The 16,093-nt window shown below is 73.1% G+C and carries 14 protein-coding genes; 9 read left to right on the top strand and 5 right to left on the bottom strand.

Going from position 1 to position 16,093, the window contains the following annotated elements; translation table 11 throughout:
- Positions 1 to 6: 6 nt before the first annotated feature.
- The 5 genes from ACYU8I_RS11705 to leuS all read right to left on the bottom strand — a co-directional run bounded on the left by ACYU8I_RS11705 (position 7) and on the right by leuS (position 5,257).
- Entirely contained in the window at positions 7 to 1,296 is a 1,290-nt protein-coding gene (locus ACYU8I_RS11705; protein ID WP_460840901.1) for a glutathionylspermidine synthase family protein, read from the bottom strand.
- Positions 1,297 to 1,314: 18 nt separating this feature from the next.
- Entirely contained in the window at positions 1,315 to 1,764 is a 450-nt protein-coding gene (locus ACYU8I_RS11700; protein ID WP_460840898.1) for a DUF350 domain-containing protein, read from the bottom strand.
- Positions 1,765 to 1,805: 41 nt separating this feature from the next.
- Complete coding sequence (locus tag ACYU8I_RS11695; RefSeq protein ID WP_460840896.1) at positions 1,806 to 2,216, bottom strand: hypothetical protein; 411 nt, start codon at positions 2,214 to 2,216, stop codon at positions 1,806 to 1,808.
- Positions 2,213 to 2,686 (bottom strand): potassium channel family protein, encoded by a 474-nt coding sequence (locus ACYU8I_RS11690; RefSeq protein WP_460840893.1) that lies wholly within the window; start codon positions 2,684 to 2,686, stop codon positions 2,213 to 2,215. The genes ACYU8I_RS11695 and ACYU8I_RS11690 overlap by 4 nt, the downstream gene beginning before the upstream one ends.
- Before the next feature lie 87 nt (positions 2,687 to 2,773).
- Positions 2,774 to 5,257, bottom strand: a complete 2,484-nt coding sequence (gene leuS / locus ACYU8I_RS11685; protein WP_460840891.1) for a leucine--tRNA ligase — start codon at positions 5,255 to 5,257, stop codon at positions 2,774 to 2,776.
- 680 nt (positions 5,258 to 5,937) lie between these two features.
- On the opposite strand from leuS, the gene ACYU8I_RS11680 reads away from it, so the two are divergent.
- From ACYU8I_RS11680 to ACYU8I_RS11640, 9 genes are all read left to right on the top strand, one after another.
- On the top strand, positions 5,938 to 7,395 hold the full coding sequence (locus ACYU8I_RS11680; RefSeq protein WP_460840888.1) for an HNH endonuclease signature motif containing protein: 1,458 nt from the start codon (positions 5,938 to 5,940) through the stop codon (positions 7,393 to 7,395).
- Positions 7,396 to 7,486: 91 nt separating this feature from the next.
- Positions 7,487 to 8,020, top strand: a complete 534-nt coding sequence (locus ACYU8I_RS11675; RefSeq protein ID WP_460840886.1) for a hypothetical protein — start codon at positions 7,487 to 7,489, stop codon at positions 8,018 to 8,020.
- A gap of 47 nt (positions 8,021 to 8,067) precedes the next feature.
- Positions 8,068 to 8,571, top strand: a complete 504-nt coding sequence (locus tag ACYU8I_RS11670; protein WP_460840884.1) for a hypothetical protein — start codon at positions 8,068 to 8,070, stop codon at positions 8,569 to 8,571.
- Positions 8,564 to 8,920 (top strand): WXG100 family type VII secretion target, encoded by a 357-nt coding sequence (locus ACYU8I_RS11665; protein ID WP_460840883.1) that lies wholly within the window; start codon positions 8,564 to 8,566, stop codon positions 8,918 to 8,920. Before ACYU8I_RS11670 ends, ACYU8I_RS11665 begins: the two co-directional genes overlap by 8 nt.
- Entirely contained in the window at positions 8,917 to 10,752 is a 1,836-nt protein-coding gene (locus tag ACYU8I_RS11660) for an alpha/beta hydrolase (protein WP_460840881.1), read from the top strand. The genes ACYU8I_RS11665 and ACYU8I_RS11660 overlap by 4 nt, the downstream gene beginning before the upstream one ends.
- Positions 10,753 to 10,783: 31 nt before the next feature.
- Entirely contained in the window at positions 10,784 to 13,120 is a 2,337-nt protein-coding gene (locus ACYU8I_RS11655) for a glycoside hydrolase family 31 protein (RefSeq protein ID WP_460840879.1), read from the top strand.
- A 2-nt stretch (positions 13,121 to 13,122) separates the two neighbouring features.
- The gene (locus ACYU8I_RS11650; RefSeq protein WP_460840877.1) at positions 13,123 to 14,190 is read left to right on the top strand and encodes a LolA-like protein; all 1,068 of its coding nucleotides are present in this window, start codon (positions 13,123 to 13,125) and stop codon (positions 14,188 to 14,190) included.
- The gene (locus ACYU8I_RS11645) at positions 14,187 to 15,101 is read left to right on the top strand and encodes an ABC transporter ATP-binding protein (protein ID WP_460840876.1); all 915 of its coding nucleotides are present in this window, start codon (positions 14,187 to 14,189) and stop codon (positions 15,099 to 15,101) included. The genes ACYU8I_RS11650 and ACYU8I_RS11645 overlap by 4 nt, the downstream gene beginning before the upstream one ends.
- A complete protein-coding gene (locus tag ACYU8I_RS11640; protein WP_460840874.1) occupies positions 15,098 to 15,910 on the top strand; it encodes an ABC transporter permease in 813 nt (270 codons plus the stop codon). The genes ACYU8I_RS11645 and ACYU8I_RS11640 overlap by 4 nt, the downstream gene beginning before the upstream one ends.
- Positions 15,911 to 16,093 lie beyond the last annotated feature (183 nt).

The raw sequence follows: 16,093 nt of genomic DNA, 5'->3' as shown, positions 1-16,093 counted from the left end.
CGACCCTCAGTTGGGCAGGCGCGGCAGCGAGTCGGTGACCCGCTGGTTGCGCCACAGCAGCTGCTGGGCGATGCCGGGCTCGAGGGCGTCGCTGATGACGTGGGGCACGACGCGGCTGAAGTAGTCGGTCACGGGTCCGTCCGACTCGCGCACGATGGCGCCGGCCGCCTCTCCGTCGACGATCCACGACCCGACCATGGCGTAGTTGTCGCCGTCGGTGCCGGTGCCGAAGTTGGGCAGCTCGACGTACTGCTGGTAGACCATCCGGTCGCCGCCGTAGGAGCCGTCGTTGACGATCCGGGTGCCGTCGGCCTTCTGCACCACGATGTTGTCGCCCTCGCGGCCGCGCAGCGGCTTGCCGATCCACTCCTCGAGGTCGCGCGGCTCGTCGAAGTACGCCGGCAGCAGCCACGGGCAGTCGGGGTGCATCTCCCAGAGCACCGGCAGCAGCGCCTTGGTCGACAGCAGCACCTTCCAGGCGGGCTCGACCCACCGGACCGGCCGGATCTCGGAGCCCGAGAGCAGGATCTGACCGACGGGGTCCTCCTCGAGCATGGCCTCCCAGGGGTAGAGCTTGAAGGCGGCGCGGATCTCCTCGCCGTTGGCGTCGAGGAAGCGGCCGCGACCGGGCTGCGACACGTGCTCGTTCCACTGGATCAGCTCGATGGGCTGCACCGAGACCGTCAGCCCGGCCTGCGAGGCGACGTCGGCCATGTAGTGCGTCGTCATCTCCTCCTCGCCGGAGGTGTCGGCCTGGCTGTGGAACAGGTGCAGCCGGTTGCCCGGCACGAAGCCCTGCCCGGCGAGGGCCCGCCAGCGGTCGACCAGCCGCTCGTGCAGGCTGTTCCACTGGTCGGTGTCGTCGGAGAACGACTTGTCCTCCTTCCAGTGCCACTGCGCGACCGCCGTCTCCACCAGGCCGGTGGGGGTGTCGCCGTTGAGCTCCAGGAGGTGCAGGTCGATGCCGTCGAAGCGCAGGTCGAAGCGGCCGTAGACGCTCGGGTCCTCCGCCCTGACCGAGTCACGGACCCGGTCGAAGGTGCCGCGGGGCAGCCGCAGGTCGGCGTCGTCGAAGTCGCGGAGCATCTTGGTCACGGCCTCGAGGCACATGCCCCACAGCTGCTCGGTCGCGTGCTCCATGGTCTCGACCTCGCCGCTGGTCAGCTCGTACCAGGCCGCCTCGTTCCAGTACGGCACGACGCCGCCGTCGGGCAGGTCGGTCTCGGGGAAGATCAGCCCCTGCTCCTTGACCGTCCGCAGGTGGTCAGGACGCGGGACGCTCGTGTGCCGCCACATCTCGGTCGCCGGGCGGGATCAGGCGATGGAGGCGCAGACGATCGCTGAGATCGCCAGCGTCGAGGCGGCGCTCAGCACCGCGAGCGGCACCACGGGCCCGGGCGTGCAGACCACGGCGCGCAGGTTCCCCGGCGTCACCAGGTCGACCGCGACGAGCATGACGGCGTTGAGCGCGCAGCCGACCAGGCCGAAGACCAGGGTCCAGAGCAGCGCGTAGCCGAGGTCGGTGTCGCCGTTGGTCCAGATGGCGGTGAAGACGATCGCGCCGTTGCCGACCATCCAGGCCGCCGCGACCGTCGCCGCGGAGTACGACGCCGCGTGCGACGGGTCGTCGTGGCCGCCGAGCAGGTGCTTGCCGAGGTGGCCCGGGGTCAGCAGGTCGAGCACGAGGTAGGCCAGCACCAGCACCGCGCCGGCGAGGGCGGCGTACACGACGGCGTGGTAGAGCGCGGTCCAGAGGTCGAGCATCGGTGACGGCCTTTCGGTGGGTGGTGCGACGACGGAGGGGCTCAGGAGGACGAGACGCCCTTGGACGAGCCGAAGCCGCCCGACTTGGAGACGGACTTGAAGGACGGCGCGCCGTCCGCGGGCATGCCGCCGCGCTGGATGCTGCGGCCGTTGCTGACGAGCGAGGAGCCGTTCCAGGTGCCGCCGGAGACGGGCGCGCCGACCGCGGGCACGGCGCGGTTGGTCTGGGTGCCGAGGTAGTACCAGAAGAAGCCGCTGCCGACGGAGCCGTCGAAGTCGTCGGGGTCCTCGCCGGAGTCGCACATGTCGTCGTCGACGCGCTCCTGCGTCTGCGGGTCGACGCACACGGCGGCGACGTCGGGGTCGGCACCGCAGCCGGTCAGGCTCGAGGCGGCCAGCACGGTCAGGCCCAGGGGCACCGCCTTGCTCGCTCGGCGGATCGTGGTCGTCACGGCTGCTCCTCGCGGGCGGTCGGTGTGGGGCGGTGGTGCTCGTCGGGCGGAGCCACGCCGTCGAGCGCGTCCTGCAGCGCGGCGACCCCGTGGGTCGCCTCCACCTGCATCCGCAGCAGCGCGTTGTTCTGCCGCAGCAGCGAGAGCATCTCGCGCTGCTCGGCATCGGTGAAGGCGTCGGGGTCGTGCAGCACGGCCCGGGTGAAGTGGGCGCCGGCGCACAGCACCAGCAGCAGCATCGAGAGCATGAAGAGCACTGCCACGCCCCGGCCCGCGGTCGTCACGGGTGAGTAGTCGCCGTACCCGGTGGTGGTGCCGGTGACGATCGCCCACCACATCGAGGCGATCGGACCGGTGCCCTCGATCGCCCAGTAGAGCCCGCTGGCGACGAGGAAGTCACCCACGAGCACCATCAGCAGCAGCCGTGGCTCGTTGACCACCCGGTGCATGAACGCCTTGAAGCCGCGCACCCCTACCCCCCTGTCGTCGCTCCGGCGAGGTTAGGGCATGCCGGGCGCCGCCGCGCACGAACGACGCGGGCGCGGCGGCACCCGGCCTCAGCCGGCGACGACGTTGACCAGCCTGGGCTCGCGGACGATGACCTTGCGCACGGTCTTGCCCTCCAGCGCGCGCTGCACGCCCGCGTCGGCCATGGCCGCGGCCTCCAGGTCGCCGGCGGAGATGTCGGGCGCGACGTCGAGACGGGCCTTGACCTTGCCCTGCACCTGCACCACGGCGGTCACGGTGCCCTCGACCAGCAGCGACTCGTCGACGACCGGCCAGCCGGCCCTGGCCACGGTGGGCTCGTGGCCAAGCCGCTCCCACATCTCCTCCGCGGTGTACGGCGCGACGAGCGACAGCAGCACGGCGACGGCCTCGGCCGCCTCGCGCACCGCCGGGTCGGCGCCACCCACACCGCTGTCGATGGCCTTGCGGGTGGCGTTCACCAGCTCCATGACCCGGGCCACCACGACGTTGAAGCGACGGCCCTCGACCAGCTCGGCCGCGTCGGCGACCGTGCGGTGCGTCGTACGCCGCAGTGCCCCGTCGCCGGCGACCGGGTCGGCGCCCACGGGCGAGGTCACGTCGCCGGCAAGGCGCCAGGCGCGCTGCAGGAACCGCAGCGAGCCGGCGGGCGAGACGTCGGCCCAGTCGATGTCGTCCTCGGGCGGGCCGGCGAAGACCAGCGTCAGGCGCACGGCGTCGACGCCGTACTCGGCCAGCTGCTCGCCGAGGTTGACGCCGTTGCCGAGCGACTTGCTCATCTTCTTGCCCTGGTTGATCACGACGCCCTGGTTGAGCTGGGAGGCCCAGGGCTCGCGGAAGTCGACCAGGCCCATGTCGGCCAGCACCTTGGTGAAGAAGCGGCCGTAGAGCAGGTGCAGCACGGCGTGCTCGACACCGCCGACGTAGACGTCGCACGGCATCCAGGCGTTGACCTGCGCGCTGTCGAACGGCGCCGTGCCGAGGCCGGGCGAGCAGTAGCGGAACATGTACCAGCTGGAGTCGACGAAGGTGTCCATCGTGTCGGTGTCGCGCGTCGCGGCGCCCCCGCACGACGGGCAGTCGACGTTCACCCACTCGGTGGCCGCCGCCAGCGGCGAGACGCCCTTGGGCTTGAGGTCGGCGCCCCGCAGCTCGGGCAGCTCGACGGGCAGCTGGTCCTCGGGCACGGGCACCTCGCCGCACGCCTCGCAGTGGATCACCGGGATCGGCACGCCCCAGTAGCGCTGGCGCGACAGCAGCCAGTCGCGCAGCCGGTAGTTGACCGCCCCGCTGCCGCGGCCGTCGGCCTCCAGCTGCTCGATGGCCGCGCGCACGCCCTCGACCTTGTCGGTCAGTCCGTCGAGCGGGCCGGACGAGACGTAGGTGCCGGACCCGGTCGTGGCGGTGCCGGACACCGCCGGGTCCTCCTCGCCGGTGTCGATGACCATCCGCACCGGCAGGTCCATCGCCCGGGCGAAGTCGAGGTCGCGCTGGTCGTGGGCCGGCACGGCCATGATCGCGCCGGTGCCGTAGTCGGCCAGCACGTAGTCGCTCGCCCACACCGGCACCTGCTCGCCGTTGACCGGGTTGGTCGCGGTCACGCCCAGGTCGACGCCGGTCTTGGGGCGCTCGGTCGAGAGCCGGTCGATGTCGGAGGCGGTCCGCACCTCGACCAGGTAGTCCTCCAGCACCTGCGCCCGGTCGGGCGCGACCAGCTCGGCGGCCAGCGCGGCGTCGGCGGCGACGACCATGAAGGTCGCGCCGTGCAGCGTGTCGGGCCGCGTCGTGTAGACCTCCAACGGCCGGACGTCGCCCGAGGCCAGGTGCACGTCGAAGGTGACGTGGGCGCCCTCGGAGCGACCGATCCAGTTGCGCTGGGCCGTCACGACGCGGGCGGGCCAGCTCTGCTCCAGCTCGTCGAGCCCGTCGAGCAGCTCCTGGGCGTAGTCGGTGATCTTGAAGTACCACTGCGTCAGCTCGCGCTTGGTCACCGTCGCGCCGCACCGCTCGCAGGTGCCGTCGACGACCTGCTCGTTGGCCAGCACCGTCTGGTCCTGCGGGCACCAGTTGACCGGCGAGTTCTTGCGGTAGGCGAGCCCGCGCTCGCGGAACTTCAGGAACAGCCACTGCGTCCAGCGGTAGTACTCCGGGTCGGAGGTGTGCAGCCGCCGCGACCAGTCGAAGGACACGGCGTACCGCTTGAAGCTGTCGGCCTGCGTCTCGATGTTGGCGTAGGTGTAGGTCGCCGGGTGCTCGTCGTTGCGGATCGCGGCGTTCTCGGCGGGCAGGCCGAAGGAGTCCCACCCGATGGGGTTCATCACCTCGAAGCCGCGCTGCCACCAGTAGCGCGCGATCACGTCGTGCAGCGCGGTGACCTCGGCGTGGCCCATGTGCAGGTCGCCCGAGGGGTAGGGGAACATCGTGAGCGCGTACTTCTGCGGGCGCTCGCTGGTCTCGTCGGCGCGGAACGGGTCGAGCCCGGCCCACACCGGCTGCCACTTCGCCTCGACGTCGCGGAAGTCCAGGTGGGTGTCCTGCTGCTCGTGCTCGCTCATCTCTCCGTCTTCCCTCGGTCTGCTCCAGACACACAAAAGCCCCTCGCGCAGAGGGGCGGCCGCGTCGTACGACGCGGCTAGGCAAGGAGCAGGGCGTGTGTCACGGACTCATCGTACGCCGCAGCACGTGTCCCGACCGGACCGCCCGACGCGCCACGACCCGCCCGGACCACCTGCTCCCTGAGGAGGTTGCGCAGCAACCGTCTCGAAGGGCCGCCGCACCGTCCTCCGGGTGCGGGGTCTCGAGGCCCTCGCCCGGGGGCTCGGGCACCTCGACCACCCCTGCCGGACTGGGGTGGTCGAGGAGCATCGGCCTCCCTTGGCTGGTCGAGGTGCGAGGAGCGCAAGCGACGAGCCTCGAGACCCGGTGACCTCCCCACGAGCTCTGCTCCCTGGAGAGGTTGCGCCGCACGGCCCCTGCTCCCTGAGGAGGTTGCGCAGCGGCCGTCTCGAAGTCAACGGTCCCGCAGGGGCCGCGCGGTCGTTCGGGTGCGGGGTGGAGGTTCGCCCGGGGGCTCGGGCACCTCGACCACCCCTGCCGGACTGGGGTGGTCGAGGTGCGAGGAGCGCAAGCGACGAGCCTCGAGACCCAGCCAGGCGCCTACCACCCTGGGCCGCTGCCCGTCCACATGCTGTCGATCATCTGTTCGATTGTCAGTTACAAGCGGTAGACTTCGGTCATGAAGACCGCGCCTCTCGACACCGCCGACAGGGCACCTGTCGACGTGCGGGCGGCCATCATCGACGAGCTCCTGACTGCCCGAGCCGACGCCCACGCGGCTGAGGTGAAGCAGGTCTGGATGGCGGTGCAGTGGGCGCTGGCCTACCCGGCCGAGGTCGATGCCGACGGCGTCGTGGTCGACTACGCCGGGTGGGGTGAGCCGGGCCTGCTCGCCACCGACAAGTCGCGAGTGCTCATCCCTCTCGCCGGCCCCGGTGCGCCGCTGGTGCACCCGCTCGCGCCGCTCGAGCTCGGTGCGGCGCTGGACCGGTCGCACGACCACGCCCGCCAGCTCATCGGCGACGCCCTCGAGCTCGCCTTCCGACTCCCCCGACTCTGGGCGCTGACCCAGGAGGGGCGGGTGCCGGTGTGGCTCGCCCGACAGATCAGCCGGGAGACCCACGACCTGACCTACGACGCCGCGCTGCACGCCGACCGGCTCATCACCGCCGTCCCGCAGAAGATCGCCGCCGTCGACGCCCGCAGGCTGATCCACGAGGCCCGGCTCACCGCCGACCCCGACCGCGCCGTCGCCGACGAGGAAGCAGCCGCCACCCGTCGTGGGGTGTGGCTGCGCCGGGACCACCGCGCCCCGGGCGTGGTGGACGTCAACATGACCCTCGACGCCGACGACGCCGACCTCCTCGACGCCACCGTCTCCCGCATCGCCGCCGACCTGCGCGACCTCGGCGACACCAGCGACCGCGACGTCCGGCGGGCGACCGCGGTCGGGATCCTCGCCGACCCCCAGCACGCCCTCGACCTCATGTCGGGCCGCACCACCCACCCTGACCCCGGCGCCGCGGCTGGCACCGACCTCGTCGTCCACCTCACCCCCGCCGACCTCACCAGCGAGCACGGCACCTTCGTCGAGGAGACCCGCGGCGCCGTCTCTGCCCCACAGCTCGCCGCGTGGGTCCGCCGACGCGCCGCTCACGGAGGCAGGGTCCGGGTCAGGGCGGTGACGGCCGGGGGGTCTCGAGGCGGTTGCTGTACAACCTCCTCGACCACCGGGGTCCAGTCCTGGCTGACCCGCCACGGCATCGACGCACCCATCACCACCCTCCGGCCCATCGACCTCGCCAGCGACCCGGCCGTCGACACCCACGACCCGAAACCGCTCATGCACGAGCAGGTCGTCCTCCGCGACGCCCACTGCGTCTTCCCCGGCTGCCGACGCGACTCACGACGCTGCGACCTCGACCACATCGACGCCTACCAGTCACCAGACGACGGCGGACCACTCGGCCAGACACGAGCATCGAACCTCGCTCCGCTGTGCCGGCGCCACCACAACGCCAAGACCCACCACGACTGGACCTACCGGCGAGACCGCCACGGCACCTACACCTGGACCAGCCCCACCGGCCACACGTACACCGTCGTCCCCCACACCCGCGCACCCCTCGGCCCCTGACCCGACCGGCGACCGGCCCGTCCGCGTGCCCACCCGTCGCGAGTCGAGCCAGTTCGCGTGGCCACGCGGTGACGCCCCCTAGCCTGGCGCCATGCGCCTGCCCCGCTCCGTCGTCGTGTGCGTGCTCGTCCTGGTCGTGGCCGGGTGCGGTGGTGGTGGAGGGTCGGGGTCGACGGAGGAGCCGTCGGGAGACCGGCTCGACGCCGACGGCTTCCAACAGCTCCGCACGCAGACCCAGCAGGTCGGCACCGACGCCTTCGCCGCGGCCGCCGAGGCGGTCGGCGCGACCGACGTCCCCGGCTCGGGGCGAGCCTCGGCCGAGCCGTGCAGCGGGGCGCCCGACGGCACGGTGCGCCTGACGATGGGCTCGACGCTCGTCTACGGGCCGCCCGCGCCAGCCAGCGGTCTCGACGACCTGGCGTCGAGCTGGGAGGAGCTCGGGCTCGACGTCAGCGACGACGACGGCGGGCTCCTCGGCGAGACCGCGGTCGACGGCGTGTCCGTGCGCGTGGTCATCGGCTCGGCCATCGCCGCCGAGGACGGCTCCGACCGCGAGCTGCGCTACCTGACGCTCCGCTCCGACTGCGTCGACGTCGGCCCCGACCTCGCCCGCGACCTCGGCTGAGGTCGGAAGCCGCGGCCGACGCCGCGTCGGTCAACTAACCTGCCGCCATGACCACGGGGGGTTACCGGGCGCTCGACCCGTTCTTCGACGAGCTGCGACGACGTCAGCCCGACATCGACATCGTCGTGCTGCCACCTGACGTGACGCCGCCCGACGCCCCACCGCTCGGGCCCTCTGCGCGGCGCGCCCGAGCCGACGAGGTCGACCGCATCCTCGACGGCCTCGTCCGGCACACCGGCCTCGACGACGGACGCCGCACCGGCGGCTGGCGGCGTACGACGGGCGCGGCCCACCGCTACGCCGCCCGGACGAGCTGGACCGACCTGACGCCGCAGCAGAGCATCGGCGCGCTGCGCTCGCTGCGCGACCACCTCGTCGACGACCCCGCGTGGGACGCGCGGCCAGGCCCCGGGGGCGGGGCCCGGCTCGTCGCGGTCGACGCCGCGGCCCGGTTCGTGGTCGAGGCGCACGCGGAGCCACACAGCCTCGTGGTCGGGGTCAGGGGCGCCGAGGTCGTCCTCGACGACGAGCAGGAGCGCAGCGATGGCTGAGGGATACCTCGTCAACCCGACGGCGCTGCGGACGGCTGCGACGACGTGGGACGACCAGAGCGAGGTGCTGCGCGGCGGCAAGAAGCGGCTGCTCGACGCCGAGGACGCCGTGGCCGACCTCGGTCCGCGCTTGGGACCGGCCGCGACGGCCTTCATATCGACCTGGCTCACGCAGGTCCAGGACCTGGTCGACGCCGCCGAGGGCCACGCCGAGGCGCTCGACGCGACCGCGGCCGACTACACGGGCCAGGACCAGGTGGTCGGCCACGACCTGGCCCAGCTGCTGCCCTGGGGGCAGCACGACGGCGCGCCCACCCCGCACTACACCTCGACGGGCGGTCCGCAGTGAGCGTCGTGATCCCGGCGCCGCCGGTCGAGGTGCCCGAGTGCGAGGTCAAGGCCTCCGGACGCGGCTTCGTGACGGGCATCCGGGCGGCCGCCGTCGGCGCCTCCGACGCCGGCGACGTCATGCGCGACAACGCGGCCCCTGCCGAGTGGGAGGGCGACGCCGCCGAGGTGGCCAACCACGCCATGACCTCGACGGCCGACGACCTCGAGGGTGCGGTGGCGGCGATGCAGGACGTCGTGACCGCCGGTGACACCTTCTTCGACACCCTCGACGGCCTGCTCGACCGCCGCCAGTCGCTCGTCACCCGGCGCACGTACCTCGTGAGCGACCGGCTCGACCTGTCGCAGCGGGCGGAGTCCTACGACATCGCGACCGAGGAGGCCGGGCTGGAGCAGGAGGCCGAGGCCCTGCGCCGGCGCATCGTCGACTTCGACGACGACGTCACGACGTGGGGCGACGACCTCACCACCGCCGAGGACGCCTTCATCGCGGTGCTGCGGGCCAACGACACCGTCGCCGAGGGCGCGACCGCGGCCGAGAGTGCCCCCGACACCGGGCGTCTGGCGCAGCAGCTCTCCGAGCGGGCGGGCGACCCCGAGGCGATGAACCGCTGGTGGGAGTCACTGACCCCCGCCCAGCAGGAGGCGCTCAAGATCAGCCACCCCGACCTGGTGGGTGGCGGCAACGGCATCCCCGCCGTCGAGCGCGACGACGCCAACCGGGCCAACCTCTCCGAGGACCTCAACACGCTGCTGCAGAAGCAGGAGGACGGCGAGCTGACCGACGAGGAGCAGGAGCGGCTCGACCGCCTCGAGCACCTCTACGGGGCCCTGGGCACGGCCGGGGAGGGCGACGAGCCCGTGCTCGACCCCGCGACGATGGAGCCGCTGCAGCCGTTGCTCATGATCTACGACCCCGACGCGGCGGCAGGCGACGGCATGGCGGCCCTCTCGTGGGGCAACCCCGACACCGCCGACAACGTCTCGGTCAACGTGCCCGGGCTCACCTCGACCATGGACAACTTCCAGGGCGTCACCGGTGACGCGCTCAACGTCTACCGGGAGGCGGTGGAGCAGGGCAACGGGTCCGTCGCCTCCATCGCCTGGCTGGGCTACGACGCACCGAGCCCCGACGGCATCCTCGAGGGTCCCCTCGACACGATCCACGGCATCGAGGACGTCGCCCAGGTGGCGGAGGAGGACTACGCGCGTGCCGGGGCGGCCAACCTGTCCGACTTCATCGACGGTCTCCGGGCCAGCGACCAGGGCGGCCAGGCCCACCTGACCGCGATCGGCCACAGCTACGGCTCGACGACGGTCGCCATCGCTTCCGGCGACGGGATCCCCGTCGACAACACCGTCCTCGTCGGCAGCCCCGGGGCCGGCGGCGGCAACGAGCACGCCTCCGACCTCTCGGGCGACGTCTACGTCGGCTCCGCCCAGGACGACTTCGTGACCCGCCTGGGCAACCCCACGATGGCCGGACTGGGCGACGACCCCGCCGAGTCCGACTTCGGGGCGCACCGGTTCCAGGTCGACAACGCGACCGACGAGGTCTTCACGAGCCTCGACAACCACACCTCCTACTTCGACCCCGGCTCGACCTCGCTGGACAACATCGGCCGCATCGTGGCCGGCGAGGGCGACCAGGTCGAGCAGGTCGACGGCCGGAGCGACTCCGAGACGCCGTTGTGGTGGGCCGACCAGACCGTCGGCGAAGGTGTCCGATGGGTCGAGGAGCAGGGCCAGCGGATCGAGGACGAGGTCGAGGGCCGGCTGGAGGACGCCGGGGAGGCCGTCGTCGAGGCGGGTGGCCGACTCTGGCCGTTCTGAGGCTCGGGCGCGGCCCCCTACGGTGGGGCGCGTGACCTCGCGCCTCGACGTCCCCGGCAACCCCGTCGCACACCCGGAGGCGGTGGTGACCGGCGACCGGTGGCGGATCACCGTGCTCACGCCCGGCCTCGTGCGGCTCGAGTGGTCCGACACCGGCGAGTTCGAGGACCGCGCCAGCACCTTCGCCGTCGACCGGGCGCTGCCCGTGCCTCACTTCGTCGTACGCCGCGACGAGGGCGGCCGCGTCGAGGTCGACACCGCCTGCTTCCACCTCGAGCACGACGGCGGGCCGTTCAGCCCGAGCGGCCTCAAGGTCACCGTCGCCCGGAGCCTCGACTCCAAGCACACCAGCGTCTGGCGCTACGGCGAGCCGGCCGACGGGCTGGGCGGCACGACCCGCACCCTCGACGACGTCGACGGCGCGGCACCCCTGGGTGGCGGGGTGGTCTCGCGCACGGGCATCGCCGTCGTCGACGACTCGACGTCGTTCCTGCTGGAGGACGGGGCGCCCGCGCCGCGGCGGCAGGGTCACCGCGACCTCTACGTCTTCGCCCGCGGCCTCGACCACCGGGCCGCCGTGCGCGACCTGCACGCGGTCTCGGGCGCCGTGCCGCGGCTGCCGCGCTGGACGCTCGGGACGTGGTGGAGCCGCTACCACCCCTACTCGGCCGAGGAGTACCTCGCGCTGATGGACCGCTTCGAGGCCGAGCGGGTGCCGCTGTCGGTGGCCGTCATCGACATGGACTGGCACTGGGTCGACATCGACCCGCGCCACGGCGTCGGGTGGACGGGCTACTCGTGGAACACCGACCTCTTCCCCGACCCCGAGGCGTTCCTCGGCGAGCTGCACGAGCGCGGGCTCAAGGTCACCCTCAACGTGCACCCGGCCGACGGGGTGCGCTCCTTCGAGGACGCCTACCCCGCGATGGCCGAGGCGATGGGCCTCGACCCGGGGAGCGGGCAGCCGGTCGCCTTCGACCCGACCGACCCGCGGTTCCTCGACGCCTACTTCACGCTGCTGCACCACCCACTCGAGGAGCAGGGCGTCGACTTCTGGTGGCTCGACTGGCAGCAGGGCGAGCACACCCGGGTGCCCGGCGTCGACCCGCTCTGGCTGCTCAACATGGCTCACTACGCCGACTCCGGGCGCGACGGCGAGGTGCCGCTGACGTTCAGCCGGTACGCCGGCCCCGGCAGCCACCGCTACCCCATCGGGTTCTCCGGCGACACCGTGGTCAGCTGGGCGTCGCTGGCCTTCCAGCCCCACTTCACCGCGACCGCCTCCAACATCGGCTACGGCTGGTGGAGCCACGACGTCGGCGGCCACCTGTGGGGCCGGCGCGACCACGACCTGCACAACCGCTGGGTGCAGCTCGGGTGCTTCTCCCCCGTGCTCCGGCTGCACTCCACGCTGCACCCCTTCATCCGCAAGGAGCCGTGGTCGTTCCCGGCCGAGACCCGGGCCAGCATCGACGCGTTCCTGCGGCTGCGGCACCGCCTCGTCCCCTACCTGCACACGATGAACGTCCGCGCAGCAGAACGGTCGGTGCCGCTGGTGGAGCCGATGTACTGGGAGCACCCCGAGGAGCAGGCGGCCTACGAGGTGCCGACGCAGTTCCGCTTCGGCTCGCAGGTCGTCGTGGCGAGCATCGTCGAGCCGCTGCACCCCGAGCTGCTGACCGCGAGCACCCGCGCCTGGCTGCCGGCAGGCGGCTGGACCGACCTGTTCACCGGCACCCGCTACGTCGGCGGCCGCGAGCTGCGGCTGCACCGTCCGGCCGAGCACTACCCCGTGCTGCTGCCCGACGGCGCCCTGCTGCCGCTGGCCGGCCTCGACGACGAGGCCGTCGGCACCGAGCACCCCGAGGTGGTCGAGCTGGCGCTCGCCCCCGGCGCCGACGGCGCCTTCGACCTCGTCGAGGACGACGGGACCGTCGACGGGGCGCGGGCGACCACCCCGGTGCGCTGGGACGACGCCTCCGGCGAGCTGCGCATCGGCCCGGTGGTCGGCGACCACGCCGCGGTGCCCGAGCGGCGTACCTGGCACCTGCGGCTGCTCGGGGCCACCACCGGGGGCCACGAGCGCCGCGAGCTCGGCACCGTCGGGCCCGACGACGCGCTCGCGGTACGCCTGGAGGGAGTCGTCCCCCACGGCTGGGAGCACACCCTCGAGCAGGTCGACGGGCTGCTCCACCGCGCACAGGTCGAGCACGACACCAAGCTGCGGGTGCACGAGGTCGTCCGCGCGGCGTCCGACGCCGCCGCCGCGACCGCCGCCGTGCGCGGCCTCGAGCTCGACCGCGACCTCGAGGACGCCGTGCTCGAGCTCGTGCTCGCCGACCCCCACCGGGCCGCCCGTACCGTGTGAGCGTGGTCCCCGCGGCACGCTGGCTGCTGGTGCTCGCCGTGGCCGTGGTGCTCGCGGGGGCGCCGGTGCTCGTGCGCGCCTGGCCCGTCGAGCCCAGCGACCTCGACGCCCCGGCGCTCGCCGACGCGGTGCGCGACGCCTACGACACCGGCTGGTCGGGCGAGGTCTACACCCAGGGCTCGGTCGAGATCCCCGAGAGCGACTCCGACCTGGACGGCGTCGCCCGCCTGCTGGGCGAGTCGAGCACGCTGCGCGTGTGGTGGCGCTCCCCCGACGAGCACCGTGTCGACCGCCTGCGCACCAGCGGCGAGACCGACATCCTCCGCGCCGGCGACGTGAGCGTGCGCTGGCGCTACGAGGGCAACCGCGTCACCGTCACCTTCGACGACGACCTGCGCCTGCCCGACGACCCCGACGTCGTGCCCGTCGCGCTGGCCCGCCGGCTGCTCGCCGGGGTCACCGACGACGAGCTGAGCCGGTTGCCCGACGAGCGCGTCGCGGGACGGCCCGCGGCGGGCCTGCGGGTGGTGCCGTCCGACCCGCGCTCCACCCTCGACCGCATCGACCTGTGGGCCGACCAGGACAGCGGCGTGCCGCTGCGTGTCGAGGTGTACGGCGTCGGCGAGACCTCCCCCGCGCTGGTCAGCACCGTGACCGACCTCGACCTGCGTCGCCCCACCACCCGTCAGGCGCAGATCGAGTTCACCCGCGGCGTCGAGGTCTCGCGCGGTCGTGGCTTCGAGGCCCGGGCCGACGGCTTCTTCGTCCGACCCGACCGGATCGCCGGGCTGCCGCTGCGTGCGGACGCCGAGGTCGGGGACGCCGGCGTCTACGGCCGCGGGGCCACCAGCACCGCGGTGATCCCGGTGCGCGACAGCGTGGCCCGAGGGCTGCGTGAGCAGCTGCGGCGCGTCGCCGCCACCATCGACACCGGGGCCCGCCAGGCCGTGGCCTTCGGGCCGGTCTCGGTGGTCCTGACGCAGTCCGACGAGCAGGCCCTCCTGCTCGTCGGCACCGTGACCCTGCCGACCCTGCAGCAGGCGGCCGACGAGCTGGAGGTCCGCCGATGACCGACACGTTGGTGCGCACCCGGGCGCTGACCAAGCTCTACCGCGGCGGGGTCCGCGCGGTCGACGACGTCGCCCTCGAGGTACGCCGCGGCGATGTCTACGGCTTCCTCGGCGCCAACGGCTCCGGCAAGACCACGACCATCCGGATGCTGCTCGGACTGGTGCGCCCGACGTCCGGCGAGGTCGACCTTCTCGGCGAGCCGATGCCGAGGGCGGCCTCGCGGGTGCTGCCGCGGGTGGGTGCCCTCGTCGAGGGGCCCGGCGCCTACGCCCACCTCTCGGGCCGCGCCAACCTCGGGGTGCTCGACGCGGCCGGCCGTGGGTCGGAGCGCCGGGCCGCACGCGGGCGGCGTACCGACGAGGTGCTCGAGCAGGTCGGCCTCGACCCCCGCGACCGTCGGCCCGTGCGCACCTACTCCCTGGGGATGCGGCAGCGCCTGGGGCTGGCGGCCGCGCTGTACCAGCGGCCCGAGCTGCTGGTGCTCGACGAGCCGACCAACGGCCTCGACCCGCAGGGCATCACCGAGATCCGCGAGCTGCTCCTCGCGCTCAACCGGGAGGGCACCACCATCCTGCTGTCCAGCCACCTGCTCGCCGAGGTCGAGCAGATGTCGACCCGCGTGGGGGTGCTCGCCGACGGTCGGCTGGTGCTGCAGGACGCGCTCGCCGCCGTGCACGCCCCGACCGGACGGGTGCGGCTGCGCACCCCCGACCCCGACCGGGTCGTCGGCCTGCTCGGCGGGCGCGTGGAGCGTCGCGACGGCGAGGTGCTGCTGGTGCGCGCCCCCGACGCGGCGCGGCTCAACGCCGACCTGGTGGGTGCGGGTGTCCGCGTCGCCGAGATCGGGCCCGAGCGCCGGACCCTGGAGGAGGTCGTGCTGGAGACGACGGAGCGGCAGGTGGCCTCGTGATCCGCGTCGAGCTGTGGCAGCTGCTGCGCCGCCCCCGCACCTGGGTCACCATCGCGGCGCTCAACGCCCTGCCCGCGGTCGTCGCGGTGCTGCTGGCGCTGACCGACCTCGGCCCCCGTCCCGGCACCGGCCCGCCCTTCCTGTCGGCGGTGCTGACCGACGGCACGCTGTTCCCGCTCGCCGCGCTCGGCCTGGTGCTGCCGCTGTTCCTGCCGGTCGCCGTCGCGGTCGTGGGCGGCGACGCCATCGCCGGGGAGTCGCAGGGCGGCACGCTGCGCTACCTGCTGGTGCGCCCCGTCGCCCGCGGTCGGCTGCTCGTCGCCAAGCTGGTGAGCGTCGTGTTCTTCGTCGTCATCGCCACCCTGGCCGTCGGGCTGGTCGGCTACCTGCTCGGCCTGGCGCTCCTCGGTGACGCCCCCGTCACCGGGGTGGTCAGCGTGTCCGGCAGCACCCTCACCCCGGCCGAGATGTACACCCGGACCGCGATGACCTTCGTCTACGTGGTGCTGTGCATGCTCGGCGTTGCCGCCATCGCGCTCTTCTTCAGCACCACCACCGAGTCGGCGGTCGGCGCCGCGCTCGGCACCATCGGCCTGCTCGTGGCCTCTACGGTGCTGCTCGGGCTCGACGCCGCCGAGCCGCTCGAGCCCTACCTGATGACCCGGCACTGGCTGGCCTTCGTCGACCTCTTCCGCGACCCGATCCGCTGGGGCGACGTCGTCGACGGCACGCTGACCCAGCTGGCCTACCTCGTCGTGTTCGCCGGCGCCGCCTGGGCCAACTTCGCCACCAAGGACGTCGCCCGCTAGCTGTAGTTCCCCGGCAGGTTGTGAACGCCGAGGCGTAGACGAATAGCGAGGACCTTCGGTACGGAGGGGTTACCACACCAACCTCCGACCGAAGGTCCTCAATGACTCACGCTAACGCTCCACTGACCCCTGTCGGCCGGCAACGCCTCGCCGAGCTCATCGTCGTGCAGGGGTGGCCCGTGC

This window comes from Nocardioides marmoraquaticus, assembly GCF_054777915.1.
The sequence above is the reverse complement of the archived record's forward strand: the minus strand, read 5'-3'. Positions and strand labels throughout refer to the sequence as shown.

Bases quoted from the DNA above. Each gene is read 5' to 3' on its own strand.
- ACYU8I_RS11705 (WP_460840901.1), bottom strand. From the start codon at position 1,296: ATGTGGCGGCACACGAGCGTCCCGCGTCCTGACCACCTGCGGACGGTC.
- ACYU8I_RS11700 (WP_460840898.1), bottom strand. From the start codon at position 1,764: ATGCTCGACCTCTGGACCGCGCTCTACCACGCCGTCGTGTACGCCGCC.
- leuS (WP_460840891.1), bottom strand. From the start codon at position 5,257: ATGAGCGAGCACGAGCAGCAGGACACCCACCTGGACTTCCGCGACGTC.
- ACYU8I_RS11680 (WP_460840888.1), top strand. From the start codon at position 5,938: ATGAAGACCGCGCCTCTCGACACCGCCGACAGGGCACCTGTCGACGTG.
- ACYU8I_RS11675 (WP_460840886.1), top strand. From the start codon at position 7,487: ATGCGCCTGCCCCGCTCCGTCGTCGTGTGCGTGCTCGTCCTGGTCGTG.
- ACYU8I_RS11670 (WP_460840884.1), top strand. From the start codon at position 8,068: ATGACCACGGGGGGTTACCGGGCGCTCGACCCGTTCTTCGACGAGCTG.
- ACYU8I_RS11665 (WP_460840883.1), top strand. From the start codon at position 8,564: ATGGCTGAGGGATACCTCGTCAACCCGACGGCGCTGCGGACGGCTGCG.
- ACYU8I_RS11645 (WP_460840876.1), top strand. From the start codon at position 14,187: ATGACCGACACGTTGGTGCGCACCCGGGCGCTGACCAAGCTCTACCGC.